Annotated in this window: 13 protein-coding genes; 2 read left to right on the top strand and 11 right to left on the bottom strand. The window is 61.1% G+C overall.

From position 1 onward, the window contains the following. Positions 1–136 precede the first annotated feature (136 nt). Complete coding sequence (locus tag AC0T4W_RS09120; protein WP_476318706.1) at positions 137–2,824, top strand: HAD-IC family P-type ATPase; 2,688 nt, start codon at positions 137–139, stop codon at positions 2,822–2,824. Here the strand turns inward: AC0T4W_RS09120 and AC0T4W_RS09115 are convergent. Together AC0T4W_RS09115 and AC0T4W_RS09110 are read right to left on the bottom strand one after the other, a co-directional pair. Further along, positions 2,821–3,426, bottom strand: a complete 606-nt coding sequence (locus tag AC0T4W_RS09115) for a flavin reductase family protein (protein ID WP_476318704.1) — start codon at positions 3,424–3,426, stop codon at positions 2,821–2,823. The two genes, AC0T4W_RS09120 and AC0T4W_RS09115, sit on opposite strands and share 4 nt — an antisense overlap. After that, positions 3,426–3,704, bottom strand: a complete 279-nt coding sequence (locus AC0T4W_RS09110) for a hypothetical protein (protein ID WP_476318702.1) — start codon at positions 3,702–3,704, stop codon at positions 3,426–3,428. The genes AC0T4W_RS09115 and AC0T4W_RS09110 overlap by 1 nt, the downstream gene beginning before the upstream one ends. Positions 3,705–3,937: 233 nt before the next feature. Here AC0T4W_RS09110 and AC0T4W_RS09105 point away from each other — a divergent pair, with 233 nt between their 5' ends. Continuing rightward, positions 3,938–4,963, top strand: coding sequence for a patatin-like phospholipase family protein (locus tag AC0T4W_RS09105; protein ID WP_476318700.1), 1,026 nt, complete (start codon positions 3,938–3,940; stop codon positions 4,961–4,963). 237 nt (positions 4,964–5,200) lie between these two features. On the opposite strand, the gene AC0T4W_RS09100 is transcribed toward AC0T4W_RS09105, so the two are convergent. The 9 genes from AC0T4W_RS09100 to sixA all read right to left on the bottom strand — a co-directional run bounded on the left by AC0T4W_RS09100 (position 5,201) and on the right by sixA (position 14,226). After that, the gene (locus AC0T4W_RS09100) at positions 5,201–6,745 is read right to left on the bottom strand and encodes a YdgA family protein (protein ID WP_476318698.1); all 1,545 of its coding nucleotides are present in this window, start codon (positions 6,743–6,745) and stop codon (positions 5,201–5,203) included. Between the two features lie 216 nt (positions 6,746–6,961). Next, entirely contained in the window at positions 6,962–8,041 is a 1,080-nt protein-coding gene (locus AC0T4W_RS09095; protein ID WP_476318696.1) for an AI-2E family transporter, read from the bottom strand. Positions 8,042–8,131: 90 nt separating this feature from the next. Beyond that, positions 8,132–8,944 (bottom strand): DUF4892 domain-containing protein, encoded by an 813-nt coding sequence (locus AC0T4W_RS09090; protein ID WP_476318694.1) that lies wholly within the window; start codon positions 8,942–8,944, stop codon positions 8,132–8,134. Continuing rightward, the gene (locus tag AC0T4W_RS09085; protein WP_476318692.1) at positions 8,941–9,603 is read right to left on the bottom strand and encodes a glutathione S-transferase family protein; all 663 of its coding nucleotides are present in this window, start codon (positions 9,601–9,603) and stop codon (positions 8,941–8,943) included. The genes AC0T4W_RS09090 and AC0T4W_RS09085 overlap by 4 nt, the downstream gene beginning before the upstream one ends. 51 nt (positions 9,604–9,654) lie before the next feature. Further along, positions 9,655–10,518 (bottom strand): alpha/beta fold hydrolase, encoded by an 864-nt coding sequence (locus AC0T4W_RS09080; RefSeq protein ID WP_476318690.1) that lies wholly within the window; start codon positions 10,516–10,518, stop codon positions 9,655–9,657. After that, positions 10,515–11,324, bottom strand: a complete 810-nt coding sequence (locus AC0T4W_RS09075) for an alpha/beta fold hydrolase (protein ID WP_476318688.1) — start codon at positions 11,322–11,324, stop codon at positions 10,515–10,517. The genes AC0T4W_RS09080 and AC0T4W_RS09075 overlap by 4 nt, the downstream gene beginning before the upstream one ends. A 139-nt stretch (positions 11,325–11,463) precedes the next feature. After that, complete coding sequence (locus AC0T4W_RS09070) at positions 11,464–11,910, bottom strand: hotdog fold thioesterase (RefSeq protein WP_476318686.1); 447 nt, start codon at positions 11,908–11,910, stop codon at positions 11,464–11,466. 69 nt (positions 11,911–11,979) lie between these two features. Further along, positions 11,980–13,647 carry an AMP-binding protein gene (locus AC0T4W_RS09065; protein ID WP_476318684.1) on the bottom strand — a complete coding sequence of 556 codons (1,668 nt, stop codon included), beginning with the start codon at positions 13,645–13,647 and terminating at the stop codon, positions 11,980–11,982. Positions 13,648–13,761: 114 nt separating this feature from the next. Beyond that, positions 13,762–14,226 carry a phosphohistidine phosphatase SixA gene (gene sixA, locus AC0T4W_RS09060; RefSeq protein ID WP_476318682.1) on the bottom strand — a complete coding sequence of 155 codons (465 nt, stop codon included), beginning with the start codon at positions 14,224–14,226 and terminating at the stop codon, positions 13,762–13,764. Between the last annotated feature and the right edge of the window lie 8 nt (positions 14,227–14,234).

Genomic DNA, 14,234 nt, shown 5'->3' with positions numbered 1-14,234 from the left:
CTGCGCCGCGTTGCCACGGCATAGCCGCTGGAAACCTTTACTGACGAACTTATGAGCCACTCAATTGATCCAAGCCAACACCCACCCTTGTTGTGGTGTTTAGGCTAAAGGCCCGAACAGCGCTGGAGCACATCAAATGCAAGCGCCACCTGGCCAAAACTGGCACGCACTGCCAGCGCAACAAAGCCTGCAGCACCTCAACAGCAGCACCCAAGGCCTAGACAGTGCTGACGCTGCCCAGCGGCTCAGCGAGCACGGCCTCAATGTGCTGCCGCAACAGCAGGTCAGCGGGCCGCTAAAGCGCTTTGCCCTGCAGTTCCACAACCTGCTGATTTACGTTCTGCTCGGCGCTTGCCTGCTCACTCTACTGCTAGGCGAATGGCTCGACAGTGCGGTGATCCTTGCCGTGGTGGTGATCAATGCCCTGGTCGGTTTTGTTCAAGAAGGCAAAGCCCAGCAGGCGATGCTGGCAATCCAGCAGATGCTCAGCCTGGAAAGCCGAGTACGCCGCAATGGCCAGGTGCACAGCATTGCCGCCGAACAATTGGTGCCCGGCGACTGGGTGCTGCTGGAGGCCGGCGACCGTGTGCCCGCCGACCTGCGCCTGCTGGAGACCCGCGACCTGCGTATTGACGAGGCCGCGTTGACCGGTGAATCCCTGCCCGTGGACAAACAGCCCGACGCCGTTGAGCCAACAGCCAGCCTTGCCGACCGCCGCTGCATGGCCTATTCCGGCACCCTGGTAAATGCCGGCAGCGCTGCAGGCGTGGTGGTGGCCACGGCCAAGGAGACTGAGCTGGGCAAGATCAGCCATATGCTGGAAAACGTGGTCAGCCTGCAAACTCCGCTACTGGTCGATATGGCAAAATTTGCCCGCCACCTGACCCTGGGCATTCTCGTTCTGGCGCTGCTGACCTTTGCTTTTGGCGTCCTGCTGCGTGGTTACAGCGCAGAAGACATGCTGCTGGCCGCAGTCAGCCTGGCGGTGGCGGCCATTCCGGAAGGCCTGCCGGCGGTGCTGACAATCATCCTCGCCCTCGGCGTGCAGCGCATGGCCAAGCGCCGGGCGATTATTCGCCATCTGCCCGCAGTAGAAAGCCTCGGCGCGGTGACGGTGATCTGCTCGGACAAGACCGGCACCCTGACGCGCAACGAAATGACCGTGCAACAGGTGTTTACCGCCGCGCACCATTACAGCGTCGACGGCGTCGGCTATGCACCACAAGGCAGTATTCACTGCGATGACGGCCAGCTGTGCCAACTGGACGCCGCCGCTGACCTGCGCGAGCTGGCCCGCGCCGGCCTGCTGGCCAATAACGCCAGCCTGCGCAGCGGCGAAAATGGCTGGTGTATCACTGGCGACCCCACTGAAGCCGCCCTGCTGACCCTCGCTGCCAAAGTCGGCCTGGAGCTGCAACATGAGGCGCGCAACCTGCCGCAAATTGACGCCATCCCCTTCAGCTCCGAGCAGCGCTGCACCGCCAGCCTGCACCATGACCATGCCCACCATGGCCTGATCTATATGATCGGCGCGCCGGAGCGTGTGCTCGCAGCCTGCAACCGCCAGTGGCGCGACGGCCATCCCGAACCCCTCGACCTGCGCCATTGGCATCAGGCCCTCGACAGCGGCACCAGCCAGGGACTGCGCATGCTCGGCCTGGCCATTCGACCGCTCGGCGAACCCCAGCAGATGCTTGACTATCACGACCTGGACGGCGATTACGTGCTGCTCGGGCTGGTTGGCATGCTCGACCCACCCCGCGAGGAAGCCATTGCCGCCATCGCGGACTGCCACAGCGCCGGCATCGCGGTGAAGATGATCACCGGTGACCATGCCGGCACCGCCAGCGCCATTGCCCAGCGCCTTGGCCTGGGCGGTGGTAAGCCACTGACCGGCGCAGATCTCGATAGCCTCAGCGACAGCCAGCTGGATCAATTGCTACCCACCACCAACGTTTTCGCCCGTACCAACCCAGCACACAAACTGCGCCTGGTTGAACGCCTGCAAGCCTGTGGCGCGCGAGTCGCGATGACCGGCGACGGGGTCAACGACGCGCCGGCACTGAAACGTGCGGATATCGGCGTGGCCATGGGCATCAAGGGCACTGAGGCGGCCAAGGAAGCGGCGCAAATGGTGCTGGCCGACGACAACTTCGCCACCATCGCCCATGCGGTCGAGGAAGGCCGTACGGTCTATGACAACCTGAAAAAATCCATTCTGTTTATCCTCCCCACCAATGGTGGGCAGTCCATGATTCTGCTGGCCGCCATTGCCCTGGGCATGACCTTGCCGATCACCCCGCTGCAGATTCTCTGGATCAATATGATCAGCGCTGTGACCCTAGCCCTAGCTTTGGCATTTGAGCCGGCCGAAGCCGAGCTGATGCGCCGCCCGCCGCGTGATCCCAAGGTCAATCTACTCAGCCAGCATCTGCTCTGGCGCGTGCTCTTTATCGGAGCGCTGATGACCCTGGCCAGCCTGGGCTTATTCCTCTACACGCAGATGCTCGGCTGGAGCCTGGAAAGCAGCCGTACCCTAGCTGTCAACGCGGTGGTTGCCTGCGAAATCGGCTACCTGTTCAGCAGCCGACGCCTTGAAACGCCAGCGAGTTTCTCCCTACGCGATAACCCGATGGTCTGGGGCATGGTCGGCCTGTTACTTAGCCTGCAACTGTTGCTCACCTACTGGCCGGCCATGCAACAGGTCTTCGCCACCGCAGCCATGCCTGCAATCGCCTGGGGCTGGTGCCTGCTGTTAGCGATGGGGGTATGTGCCTGTGTCGAAGCAGAGAAATGGCTGCTGCGCCGGCGCAAGCGCTATTAAGGACGGCGCATTTCGAAGGTGTCGCGGGTGCGGCTGTAAGCCATGCCGCCCAGACGCCCGACCAGATCGAGCTTGTGCGCATCGATGCGGCCCTGTTCGTTGAGCACCGCATCGTCGATATGCGCCAACAGCACCTCGGCGAATATCAAGTGGCAATTGGGCTTTTCTGCTGGGTAGGCCTGAATTTGCGCCACCCGGCATTCAAAGGCCACCGCCGCACCGGCCACCCGAGGCGGCGCAATGCGCTGCGAGGGCTGGCTGGCGATACCGCACTGCTCAAACTCGCTGATGCCGTACGGCAGCACCGCCGCACTGGCATTCATCGCCTCAGCCTGGGCAAAGGACACCAACTGAATCACCAACTCGCCGCTGGCCTGCACATTCAGCAGGGTGTCCTTCAGGCCGCCATCGGCACGGTGATTGACGTTGACCATCAGGGTCGGCGGGTCATCGCTTATCACTTGAAAGAAGCTAAACGGCGCCAGGTTGTTGCCCCCCTCAGCCGACTGGCTGGAGACCCAGGCAATCGGCCGAGGGGTGATGGTCGACGCTAACCAGCGGTAGCGCTCCAGTGGTTCGAGTGCATTAAAATCCAGCTGCATCAGCGGCCTGCTCGCGACTCACGGATATAGAAACGGGCGCGCTCAGACTTCGCCGTACAGCCCTTGTAAGCCTCGAACTGCTGCTGGGTCTTCGCCGCAGTCAGCAGCGACAGCGCCTTGGAGTAACTCACCGTACCGGTAAACCCCTCAGCTTTGGCCAGGTCCAGCTCGCGCCAGGCGGCGTCCAGCTGATTAGCGCAGCTATTGCGATAAGCCGTTTTCCCCGCACAACCGCTTAGCACCAACAGCAACATGGGCAACACGATCCACAGTTTCATCAGGTAACTCCTGCAAGTAGACAGACGAATGATTCAACATCCGGGTGCATCGCCATCAACGATCGCGATACACCAATACAGCCAGTAAGACGCGCAGAACGGGCAAAAGTGCCACTGTCTCTACCAAGCCGCCATGCATCGTTCAGGTGCGCTTGATACTAGCAAATCGCGCCTTGGCGGCACGCTGTTCGGCGCGTATGTTCGCTGCATTAATAGTTACGAGGAACATCAGGATGAGTAAGCGCATTGCGCTGGTATTGGGCTCCGGTGGTGCGCGGGGCTATGCGCACATCGGCGTGATCGAAGAGTTGGAAGCCCGCGGTTATGAAATTGCCTGCATTGCCGGCTGCTCTATGGGCGCGGTGGTTGGCGGCATCTACGCCGCCGGCAAGCTTAATGAATACCGCGACTGGACCCAGAGCCTGGATTATCTGGACGTGCTGCGCCTGCTCGATGTGAGCTTTCGCCTGGGGGCGATTCGTGGTGAAAAGGTCTTTGGCAAGATTCGTGAAATAGTCGGCGAGATCAATATCGAAGAGCTGCCGATACCCTTTACGGCGGTGGCCACCGACCTGACCAACCAACAGGAAATCTGGTTCCAGGAAGGCTGCCTGCATCAGGCCATGCGCGCGTCGGCGGCGATCCCCAGCCTGTTTACCCCGGTGGTACAAGGCAAACGCATGCTGGTCGATGGCGGTCTGCTCAACCCGCTGCCCATCGTCCCAGTAGTGTCCGCCCACTGCGATCTGATTGTTGCGGTCAACCTCAACTCGGCCCACCAACGACATTACGAGCTGCCGATTATCGAGCGTACGCCGGCGCTCAAGGGGCGCTTCGATCTATTGATGAGTTCGCTCGGCTCGCGCCTGCCGTCATTCAAACGCAAACCTGGCGAAGACGACGCACTGCTTCTGCTGGAAGACCAAAGCCATGCAATGCAGCCAGAAGCCATCAACCCCTGGCAGCAGAACGCCCGTGGCAGCCTGGACAAACCGGCCGCGCCAAAATCCGCCAGCGGCTCGCGCGTCGCCGACCTCAGTGGCCCGGCCTCGCTGCTGGAGCTGATCAACCAGAGTTTTGAAGTGATGCAAACCTCGTTGTCGCAATACAAAATCGCCGGTTACCCGCCGGACATCCTGATCAACGTACCCAAGCGGGTATGCCGCTTCTTCGAGTTCTACAAGGCGCCGGAGCTGATCATGCTGGGCCGGCAGATCGCCAGCGATACCCTGGACAAGTACGAGCGTGGCGACCGCTAACAGACCGTTGAAAAACTACCTACGTTGCTGATACTGCGTTGAAAACAGGCTCGGAATGCTCATTTACAGCCAGTAAACTCCGCTTCCTCGCCTGTTTTCGCCTTGTCTCAGCGGCCTCGCCTACATTTTTCAACGGCCTGCTAACCATTGAGTCCCAACAAAAACGGCCAGACACCCTGCTTTACAGGTCATCTGGCCGTATTTACCGCGCAGGCTATGCCAATGGCGTAGCGGGGTTTACTGAAGGGTACTTTCACCCTCGCTGTCGTCCAGCAGTGCTTCATCAGCCGGGGCTTCATGGCCCATACCCGCCATACCGCCGCCGCTGCTCATGGCCAGAGCCACGAACTGATCCACGGTCATCTGCTTGCCGTTGAAGGTTATCTGGTCGTTGGCGTAATGAAGGCTGGAGCTGATGTCCTCGCCCTGCAGCACGGCCAGCTCGCTGGCAACCGCCATACCGCTGGCCATTTCACCGAGCATGGTTGCCTGCTGGGCAATCGCCTCCTTGTCCGTTTCACCGGCAATCGCTGCTTGCACGCCGACCACATCACTGATCATGGCTTTGGATACCCGCAATTTGGCATCCAGCTGGGCGATCAGTTGCTTGGCCAGTTCAGGAGCAGGCAGGTCGAAGGATGCCGGCTTGTCCAGGTCCAGCGCCAGGCTGAAGCTGCTTTCGCCGTTGGCGGTTTTGAACGCGAGCTTCTCTAAAGCCAGGCCCGGTTTGCCGGCCAGCAGTTTCTCCAAATCGGTCTTGAACTGCGCGGTTTGCTCGTCGGTGAGCTCAGGCATACCGCTTTCAGTGTCGACCTTGCCGCTCTGCAGCAGCGTGCCGTACAGCTCGATCATCGATTGCAGAGCCGCCGCGTCGAGGTTCTTTACGGTCCAGAGCATCTGCGAAGAACCGATGTCGTTGCCCTGGTAGCTGATCATGCCGACGTCATAGCTATAACGGGCCGACAGCTGCTGGTTGGCCTCGCTGGTTTCATCGCGCTGGACGAAATCCTTGAACAGGATTGGCGCATTCTCGCCAATCTGCAGCTCGATTTGCTGCAGGCGCACCTCGTTCTGCCCCAGGTAGAAATCGCTGACGCCCTTGCGGGTGTTGCTGGTGAGGTGCATGCCCTTGAACTCAAGGCGCATGCTTTCATCGGTATCCAGAGTTGAGGTGACCTTGAAGCTGTCCATCACGCCGCTGGCGCTGATTTTCTCAACATTGGCGCTGCTGTCGAAGTCGATTTCCAGGCCGCTGAAATCGATCTGGGTTTGTTCTTCCAGCGTCATTTGCAACGGTTGCACACGCAGGTTGCCGCTCAGCGAACGGTCGTAACCGAGGCTGACCTGGCCCTGCAGCGGCGCGCCGCCCTCGCTAGCAGCGAACCATTTTTCCAGCTCCGGGCTGTGCTCCAAGGCGTAATTGCTGGTGGCCATAACGGGCAGTAGCTTGAGGCTTTGCAGCCTCGAAAGCGGGAAAGGCCCATGCTCGATACGGTCGGTAACGAACCACTCGACATTGCTCGGCGACTCAGCATCCAGGCTGCCGGCAAACTGGATGCGGTAGCGCGCGTTGCTGCTGAACAGTTTGCGCTCCAGGGAAACCAGCTCAATGGTGGCGCTCAGACCCAGGGCCGGCAGGGTTTTGCCCATGTCCTGGTTGGCTTGCTGAATCGAGGTTTCCAGCACCGCTGGAAGCTGCTGACCGGTGTACCAGGCGCCTGCGGTGCTCAATGCGCCGAGAACGACAACTGCGCCAAGGGCGCTGCCTGCAATTTTATTCATGGGGGTAATCCTGCGTTTCCGTTGTGTGTGTGGTGTCTTCCCTGCTACCGCCTATGCCACTGACAGGCCGTTGAAAAACCACCTGCTAACTGAACAGTGTCGCGGCCGCGAAGCGCAGCAAGGCTACCACTGCGACTACAGGCGACCAAGGCGCCGCCTGGGAAATTTACCGAGAATGCCAACCGGCTCGAACATCGGCGCGCTGACACCGCAACCTCAACTAAATGGCTTTTCAGCTGACTCAGTGCTGCTTGCAGCGGTGTTTACAACCGGGCTACCAACCCAGTCACTGAGCAGGCTGTACGCCACAGCCAGCAGGGTTGGGCCGAGGAACAAGCCCATAAAGCCGAACGCCAGGATGCCGCCGAAGACCCCGAGCAACACCACGATCAATGGCAGGTTACCGCCACGGCTGATCAGGTAGGGTTTAAGGATGTTGTCGACGCCGCTGATCACCAAAAAGCCCCAAATCAAGAGGAACACGCCCATACCTACTTCGCCCTGCCAGAACAGCCAGGCCACGGCCGGACCCCAGATCAGCGGTGGAACCATGATCAGACTGAAGCCGAACGTGAGAATACCCAGTACCAGCGCACCGGGTACGCCGGCGATGGTGAAACCGATCCAGGCCAGGATCGCCTGTGCTGCAGCTGTACCGATCACACCGTTGACCACCCGTTGCACGGTACCGGTAACTAACTCCAGATAATGCTCGGCGCGATCACCGATCAACCGCTGCAGCAGGCTTTCGGCAAACGCCGCCAGGCGCGGCCCGTCGCGGTAGAAAAAGAACACCAGAATCAGGCTCAGGGCCAGTTCCAGCATGCCGCCACCGATCTGCGCACTGCGCGCCAGCAACCAGTTGCCGACCTGACCCAAATACGGCCGCACGGTGGCGAAAAACGCCGCGCCCTGCTGGTCAATGGTCATCCAGAAACCTACCAGGCGCTCACCAACCAGCGGTACGCCGGCCAGCCAGGTGGGAGGCGACGGCAGCCCGTCGACTTGAAAATCCTTGAGCAGCGCGGTGATGTCCTTGATGTGATCCGCCAGGTTGAAGCCAAGTATCACCAACGGCACAGCCACTACCACGGTCCAGACCAAGGTCAACAGCCCCGCTGCCAGGGCCTGACGGCCGCCGAGTAGACGAGTTAATACGCGCATCACCGGCCAGCTGGCAAACGACAGCACTGCGGCCCAGAACAGCGCCGACCAGAACGGTGCCAACACCCACAGGCTGGCGCCCAGCAAGACCAGTAGCAGTATCTGCACCAGCAAACGATCGTTATTGGCCATTCAAACAGCTCCCTGCACAACGCAAAAAGGCTCTGCCACAAGGGGCAGAGCCGGATCAATTAACAACGACAGAGTAACGACAGTGGCGTTTTAGCGCAGCACGTTGAGTTGTACGCCGCTCACATCCGCCTCACCCATTTCCAGACGGCTGGCGCGCACCCGTTGCTCAACCAGCGCATCACGCCAGGCCTGGGCTTGTGCGCCGCTGATGGTGACACGCAAGGTGCTGTCGAGCTTGAGGCTACGCGCCAGCAGCTCGACCCAGGCAGCGCTGGGTTCGACCTGCTTGGCCAGGCGCAGTTCACCGGTGCTTTTCAGTTGGCGTTGCAGGGTGGCTGGGGTGGGCAACACCTCACCTAGTGGCGCATTGGCCGTCAGCAACTCGGCATGCAGGTAGGCGCGCCTGTTGCCACGGGTGATGCTGTACAGCGCCAGCAGGCTGTCTTGGCGCGGTTCGGCCAGGCGCAGCAGCGCGTAAGTCTGCTGGTCATCCGAGCCGGTCAGGGTGGCATTGCTAAATACCGCATTGGCCCACAGGCTGCTTGAGCCGCACTCGCGGCCAACGCACCAATAGAGCAATTCGGCATCCTCGGCTTGCAGATCGCCCCGAGCTTTGGCGAACACCTCATTGGCCGTATGGGTGCGCGGCAATTCATAAGTCACAGCGGTGAAACGGCCCTGGGCGGCCACTTCGCGCTCGTAACGCAAGGTACCGCTGATGCGCCGAATGGTTCCTTGCGGGTAGATGCGCTCCTGTTCGGCAACATCCTTGAAGCTGACAATCTTGCTCCCGGCAAAGCGCGGCAACACGTCCAGATCCTGGCTGCCGGCCACGTCTGCCCAGACAACAGAGCTGGCCAGCAGCAGGCTCAGACCGAGGCCGTAACGATTAAGGCGGCTCATTTGATCAACATTCCTTGAGCGGCTTTGACGACTTTCTCGCCGTCTTCTTCGCGCTGTGGCACCAGTAAACCGCGCTGCACTGCAGGCCGTGCAGCCAACTCAGCCATCCAGCGTTGCAGATGCTCAAGACCGTCAACAGAAACGCCCGCCCAGTCATGGACGCGCACCCAGGGATAGGTGGCGATATCGGCGATGCTGTAGTCATCGGCCAGGTACTGCGACTCGCTCAGGCGCGTGTCGAGCACTTCATAAAGACGGCGGGTTTCGTGCTGATAACGGTCGATGGGGCCCTGCAGTTTTTCCGGAAAATAGCGGAAAAACACATTGGCCTGGCCCTGCATCGGGCCGACCCCACCCATCTGGAACATCAGCCACTGGATCACCCGCGAACGGCCCTTGGCATCGCTCGGCAGCAGCTGGCCGGTTTTCTCGGCGAGATAGAGCAGAATGGCACCGGACTCAAACACGGCGAAATCATCGTTGGCGCGGTCAACAATCGCCGGAATGCGGCCATTGGGATTGATCGTGAGGAAGGCTGCAGCCTTCTGCTCCTGCTTGTCGAAACTCAAAGCCTGCACGCTGTACGGCAGTTGCAACTCTTCCAGTGCGATGGACGCTTTATGCCCGTTGGGAGTGGCGGCGGTATACAGGTCGATCATGCGAATCTCCGTGGCTATCGGCGACACCTTTCCCCAGTTGCCTTTACCAAGTCAAGGCGCACCCAGGAAAGCTTTGAAACAGTCTGCTACCAAGCCCGCGCCCACGTCGTCATCCAGGTGCAGATGATGGCCGCCAGGCAACTGCGCAACATCGATGGCCAGGCCCTCGACCAGCTGAGTGATACTCGGCTGCGCGAGCAACATACCCTGCTGCGCCATCACCAGTTTGGCCGGGCATTGCAGGTTGCGCACAAACGCCAGGGCGTGGGCATGGGTCAGGCGCAGTGGCGACGGCAGGGTCAGGCGGCTGTCAGTGCGCCAGGTATAGCCACCGGGAACCGGCATCAGGCCACGTTGCGCGAGCAATTCTGCCGCCTCACGGCTGACCGCCCCTACCCCGCGCATCCGTGCCTCTACCGCACGGTCAAACTGCGCATACACCGGCTTGCTCTTGCCGGCCAGGGCCAACTGCGCCTTGAGCGCTTCGCCGAGTTTCTGCGGCGCGGTATCCGGCTCACCGGTATAGGGAGTCAGCCCATCAATCAGCGCCAGTCGCTCGATCCGCTCCGGCAGCGCCGCCGCCAGCAGCACTGAAACAATCGCGCCCATGGAATGCCCGAGCAGGGAAAAACGCTGCCAGCCGAACTGCTCGGCAACCTGCAGCACATCATGGGCATAGTCCCAGATGGCGTAACTGCCGCCTGGCGGGCGGTGATCAGAATGGCCATGGCCGGCAAAATCCAGGGCCACAATGCGCAGCCCCGGCAGCAGCGGCGCCAGGCGGGCAAAGCTTGCGGCATTGTCCAACCAGCCATGCAGGGCAATTACCGGCACACCGTCTTCGGGGCCATACAGGTGAGCGGCCAACTCAATATGCGGCAGGCGCAGACGGACTTCTTCGAATTCCAGGCTCATGCACTTTGCTCGCTTGTGGGCTGGCCGGACCAGCGCTGAAACAGGGTTTTCAACAGCTCTGCAGTGTCCTGCGGGCGTTCGAGGGGGAACATATGGCCGCCAGGCAGCGTCAGGTATTCGCCTTTCGGCACGCGCCGCACCAGATGGGCGTGATGCGGCAGAACCACCCGGCTATGCCGGCCACGGATCATCGCTAGCGGCACCTTCAGCTGCTGCGGACGCCCCGTACTTGTATGCGGCACGCTGCGGTAGATGCTGATTTCCGTAGCCGGATCAAAGCGCAGGCGCAGGTTATTGCCCGAGGCTTGCAGGCCGTGCTGCACATAGGCGTCCAGGCATTCGGGATCGAAGCGGCGGAACAGGCCCTTACCGGCGAAATAACCGCGCGCCTCGGCCAGGTCGACAAACTCCTCACGCCGGCCCAGGGTGCGCCCAGCCGGAGTGATGCGGTCGATAAAGCCGAAGCGCTTGGCCGCGCGAATCACCATCTTGTCGGCCAGGGTCAGCACCGGCGAATCGAGCATCACCACACCCAGGTACAGCTCGGGGCGCAGCAAGGCAGCGTGATAATGCAGCACGCCGCCGAGCGAATGACCGACGCCCCAGACCGGCTGCGGGCTGGCTTCGAGATGATGGATCAGTTCATCGACCAGGTTGCTCCAGTTGTCGTTCACTGGAAATCGCGGGTCATGACCATGCTGCTCCAGATGCTGCACTGCGTAGTCAGGCGCCAGCGCGGCAAACAGCTTGCCGTAAGTGGCCGAGGGAAAGCCGTTGGCATGGGCGAAGAACACAGACTGGGTCATGGCGGCGGGCTTATCAGGGAAGTTGCAAATGATTGTCCGGCAGCCCTGCCGATGCGGCAATGACAAAACGGCCAGTGAATGACGGCACCATGGCCAAAACGCATGGGAAGCCCGCCAGCGATTAGCGGCGGGCTGGTCTTCAACGTTGTGCCGGGCCGTTTTCACCTAGCGGCACAATGGCCATGGTCAGCCGGGAAATACAGCTGGCCTTGCCATCCTCGCCACTCAAGCGGATATCCCAGACGTGGGTGGTACGCCCCAGATGCACGGCGCGCGCGACTGCCGTTACCCGGCCGCTGCGCAAACCGCGCAGGTGGTTGGCGTTTACTTCCAGGCCGACGCAGTAGAACTTGCTGCTGTCGATGCACAGGTGGCTGGCGGTGGAGCCGAGGGTTTCCGCCAGCACCACCGACGCGCCGCCATGCAGCAGGCCGTAGGGCTGATGCGTGCGTGCATCGACCACCATGCTGGCGGTAATCGACTCGTCATCGAACGACTCGAAGCGGATATCCAGTTGCTCGCCGATGGTATTTTTCAGAATCGCATTGAGCTGTTCGAGATTCGGGGTTTGCTGCCAGAGGGCCATAGATCATTCCTTTAAGGTCGATTCCGCCAGAACGTGGCCGGCACATATGTATGCCGACCACACGCCTGATCACTCGTGCCAGAGTACGGCTTCGCTGCGAGCGGTCCACTCGTTGAAGCGCTCGCCATAGGTGCCTTCAACCACCGCGCGCTTGATCTTCAGGGTCGGCGTGAGAAAGCCGTTATCCACCGCCCAGACCTCTTTTACCAGCACCAGGCGCTGCAGCCGCTCGTGTTTATCGAGGCGCTGATTGACCTCCTCCAGCAGCTTTTTCAGGCTGCTTTCCAGCTCGCCCCGCGCGCCATTGAGCGCTTCGCTGCGGCCTACATCAGACAGCACACACAGCGCCATGGGCTGGGCCATGCCGTCGCCGACCACGCACACCTGCTCAATGCGCGCGTGCTCGCCCAGGCGGTTTTCAATCGGTGCCGGGGCGACGTATTTGCCTTTGCTGGTCTTGAAGATTTCCTTGATCCGCCCGGTCAGGCGCAGGTTGCCCTCGCCGTCCTGTTCACCCTTATCACCAGTGCGCAAGAAGCCATCGGTGGTGATGGTTTCTGCGGTTTTCTCCGGGTCCTTGTAGTAACCCTGCATGGTCGCGCCGCTACGCACCTGCACTTCGCCGTCTTCGGCAATCCGCACTTCGACGCCCGGGCTGTTCTGGCCGATCCAGCCCTGCTTAAACTTGCCCGGCCGGCACACATGGGAGTAACCGCAGTTCTCGGTCATGCCGTACACCTCAAGCACATCCAGACCCAGACGCTTGTACCAGTTGAGCAGCGCTTCGGGCACCGGAGCGGCGCCAGACAGTGCATAACGCACGGCATCCAGGCCCAGGCCAACCAGCACTTTTTTGCCAACGATGCGGCCGATGATTGGCAGCTTGAGCAGAAAATCCAGCTTCTCGGCCGGCATCTTGCTGTAGACGCCCATTTGGAACTTGGTCCAGATACGCGGCACACCGAAGATCACGGTTGGCCGTGCGCGCTTGAGATCTTCGAGGAAGGTCTCCAGGCTTTCGGCAAAGAAAATCGTTTGCCCAGCGTAGATCGACGCCAGCTCGACAAACATGCGTTCGGCCACGTGGCACAGAGGCAGATAGGACAACACCCGATCATTTTCACCCACGCCGAACAACTCAGTGGCGTGGCTGGCGGCAAAGCCGAAGTTGCTGAAGTGATGCATCACGCCTTTCGGCGTACCGGTGGTGCCTGAGGTGTAGATGATGGTGGCGAGCTGATCGGCGGCCGCCTTGGGGTTGTCCTGAATCGGGGTGCAGGCCTGCAGCTCATCCCAGGTAAAACTGAACTCGCCCTGGGGACGCAGCGGCAAGCCGATGGTCGGCACATCCTGCGGCACACCGGAGGCCATGGCCGGCCAATCATCCAGCTTGCCGACGAACACCAGTGCCGCCTCGGAGTGAGCCAGCACCTGGCCGACCGACTCGGCCGTGAGGTTGGGATAGAGCGGCACAGAGACGTGCCCGGCCATCCAAATCGCCAGATCGGTGACGATCCAGTGCGCGCAGTTCTTGGAAATGATCGCAATGCGGCTGCCCTGCGGCAGTTCGCGGCTACGCAGCCAGTTGGCCGCACAACGCGCCTGCTCGCCGACGTCGGCCCAGCTCAGTTCCTGCAGCTGACCGCCCGGCAGCGGCTGCACCATGTAGCGTTTATTCGGGTGCCGAGCCTCGCGCTCATAAAACACCTCAAGCGGCAAACGGATTGCATCAGCCACAGGGCTTCCTCCTTTGTTGTTTTTGTGGAGCCAACCAAGCAATTGCTTGGTTTGACTATTCCACGCACAAAGGCGAGCCGCAAGAGGAGAAATGTTTCGGTGTGTAGTGGCGCTTTAAGCGCGCGCTGGGTGCATATGAGCGGACAGTTCCAGCAACCCGGCGGCCAACTCATCGCCTTCCAGTAACGCCAGGCTGGCGGTATTCATCGGCAGCGGCTGCTGACGGTGGCCATGAATCAACATCCCCGCCAAGGCACCGACCAGCGGCTGATGGGTGACCAGCAACAGCTCGTCGAAGGCATAGCCGTCCAATTCCCGCAGCGTCTGGCGCAAGTCACTTTCCGGCGTCAGCCAGGGCACGGTCTGGCGGACACCGGCAAATGCCAGCGCCTCGCAGACCAGATCTGCCGTCTGCTGAGCCCGTACATAGGGGCTGACCAACACAGCGCGCAACGGCCGGCCCTGCAAGTGCGCAGCCGCCTCGCGCACCTGCTGCCGGCCATAGGCCGTCAGGTTGCGCTCGGCATCAGTACGTGCAGTCGGTTCGGCCTCGCCGTGGCGCAGTAACCACAGCTTCACAGGTTTAC

It is taken from the genome of Pseudomonas sp. C7.1 (assembly GCF_056312395.1).
This window is presented reverse-complemented; position numbering and strand designations above follow the sequence as displayed.

What these genes read in the sequence shown, in the direction of transcription:
- AC0T4W_RS09090 (WP_476318694.1), bottom strand. Translation starts at nt 8,944, where the DNA reads ATGAGCCGCCTTAATCGTTACGGCCTCGGTCTGAGCCTGCTGCTGGCC.
- AC0T4W_RS09075 (WP_476318688.1), bottom strand. Translation starts at nt 11,324, where the DNA reads ATGACCCAGTCTGTGTTCTTCGCCCATGCCAACGGCTTTCCCTCGGCC.
- AC0T4W_RS09120 (WP_476318706.1), top strand. Translation starts at nt 137, where the DNA reads ATGCAAGCGCCACCTGGCCAAAACTGGCACGCACTGCCAGCGCAACAA.
- AC0T4W_RS09095 (WP_476318696.1), bottom strand. Translation starts at nt 8,041, where the DNA reads ATGGCCAATAACGATCGTTTGCTGGTGCAGATACTGCTACTGGTCTTG.
- AC0T4W_RS09100 (WP_476318698.1), bottom strand. Translation starts at nt 6,745, where the DNA reads ATGAATAAAATTGCAGGCAGCGCCCTTGGCGCAGTTGTCGTTCTCGGC.
- AC0T4W_RS09105 (WP_476318700.1), top strand. Translation starts at nt 3,938, where the DNA reads ATGAGTAAGCGCATTGCGCTGGTATTGGGCTCCGGTGGTGCGCGGGGC.
- AC0T4W_RS09085 (WP_476318692.1), bottom strand. Translation starts at nt 9,603, where the DNA reads ATGATCGACCTGTATACCGCCGCCACTCCCAACGGGCATAAAGCGTCC.
- AC0T4W_RS09080 (WP_476318690.1), bottom strand. Translation starts at nt 10,518, where the DNA reads ATGAGCCTGGAATTCGAAGAAGTCCGTCTGCGCCTGCCGCATATTGAG.
- AC0T4W_RS09110 (WP_476318702.1), bottom strand. Translation starts at nt 3,704, where the DNA reads ATGAAACTGTGGATCGTGTTGCCCATGTTGCTGTTGGTGCTAAGCGGT.
- AC0T4W_RS09115 (WP_476318704.1), bottom strand. Translation starts at nt 3,426, where the DNA reads ATGCAGCTGGATTTTAATGCACTCGAACCACTGGAGCGCTACCGCTGG.
- AC0T4W_RS09070 (WP_476318686.1), bottom strand. Translation starts at nt 11,910, where the DNA reads ATGGCCCTCTGGCAGCAAACCCCGAATCTCGAACAGCTCAATGCGATT.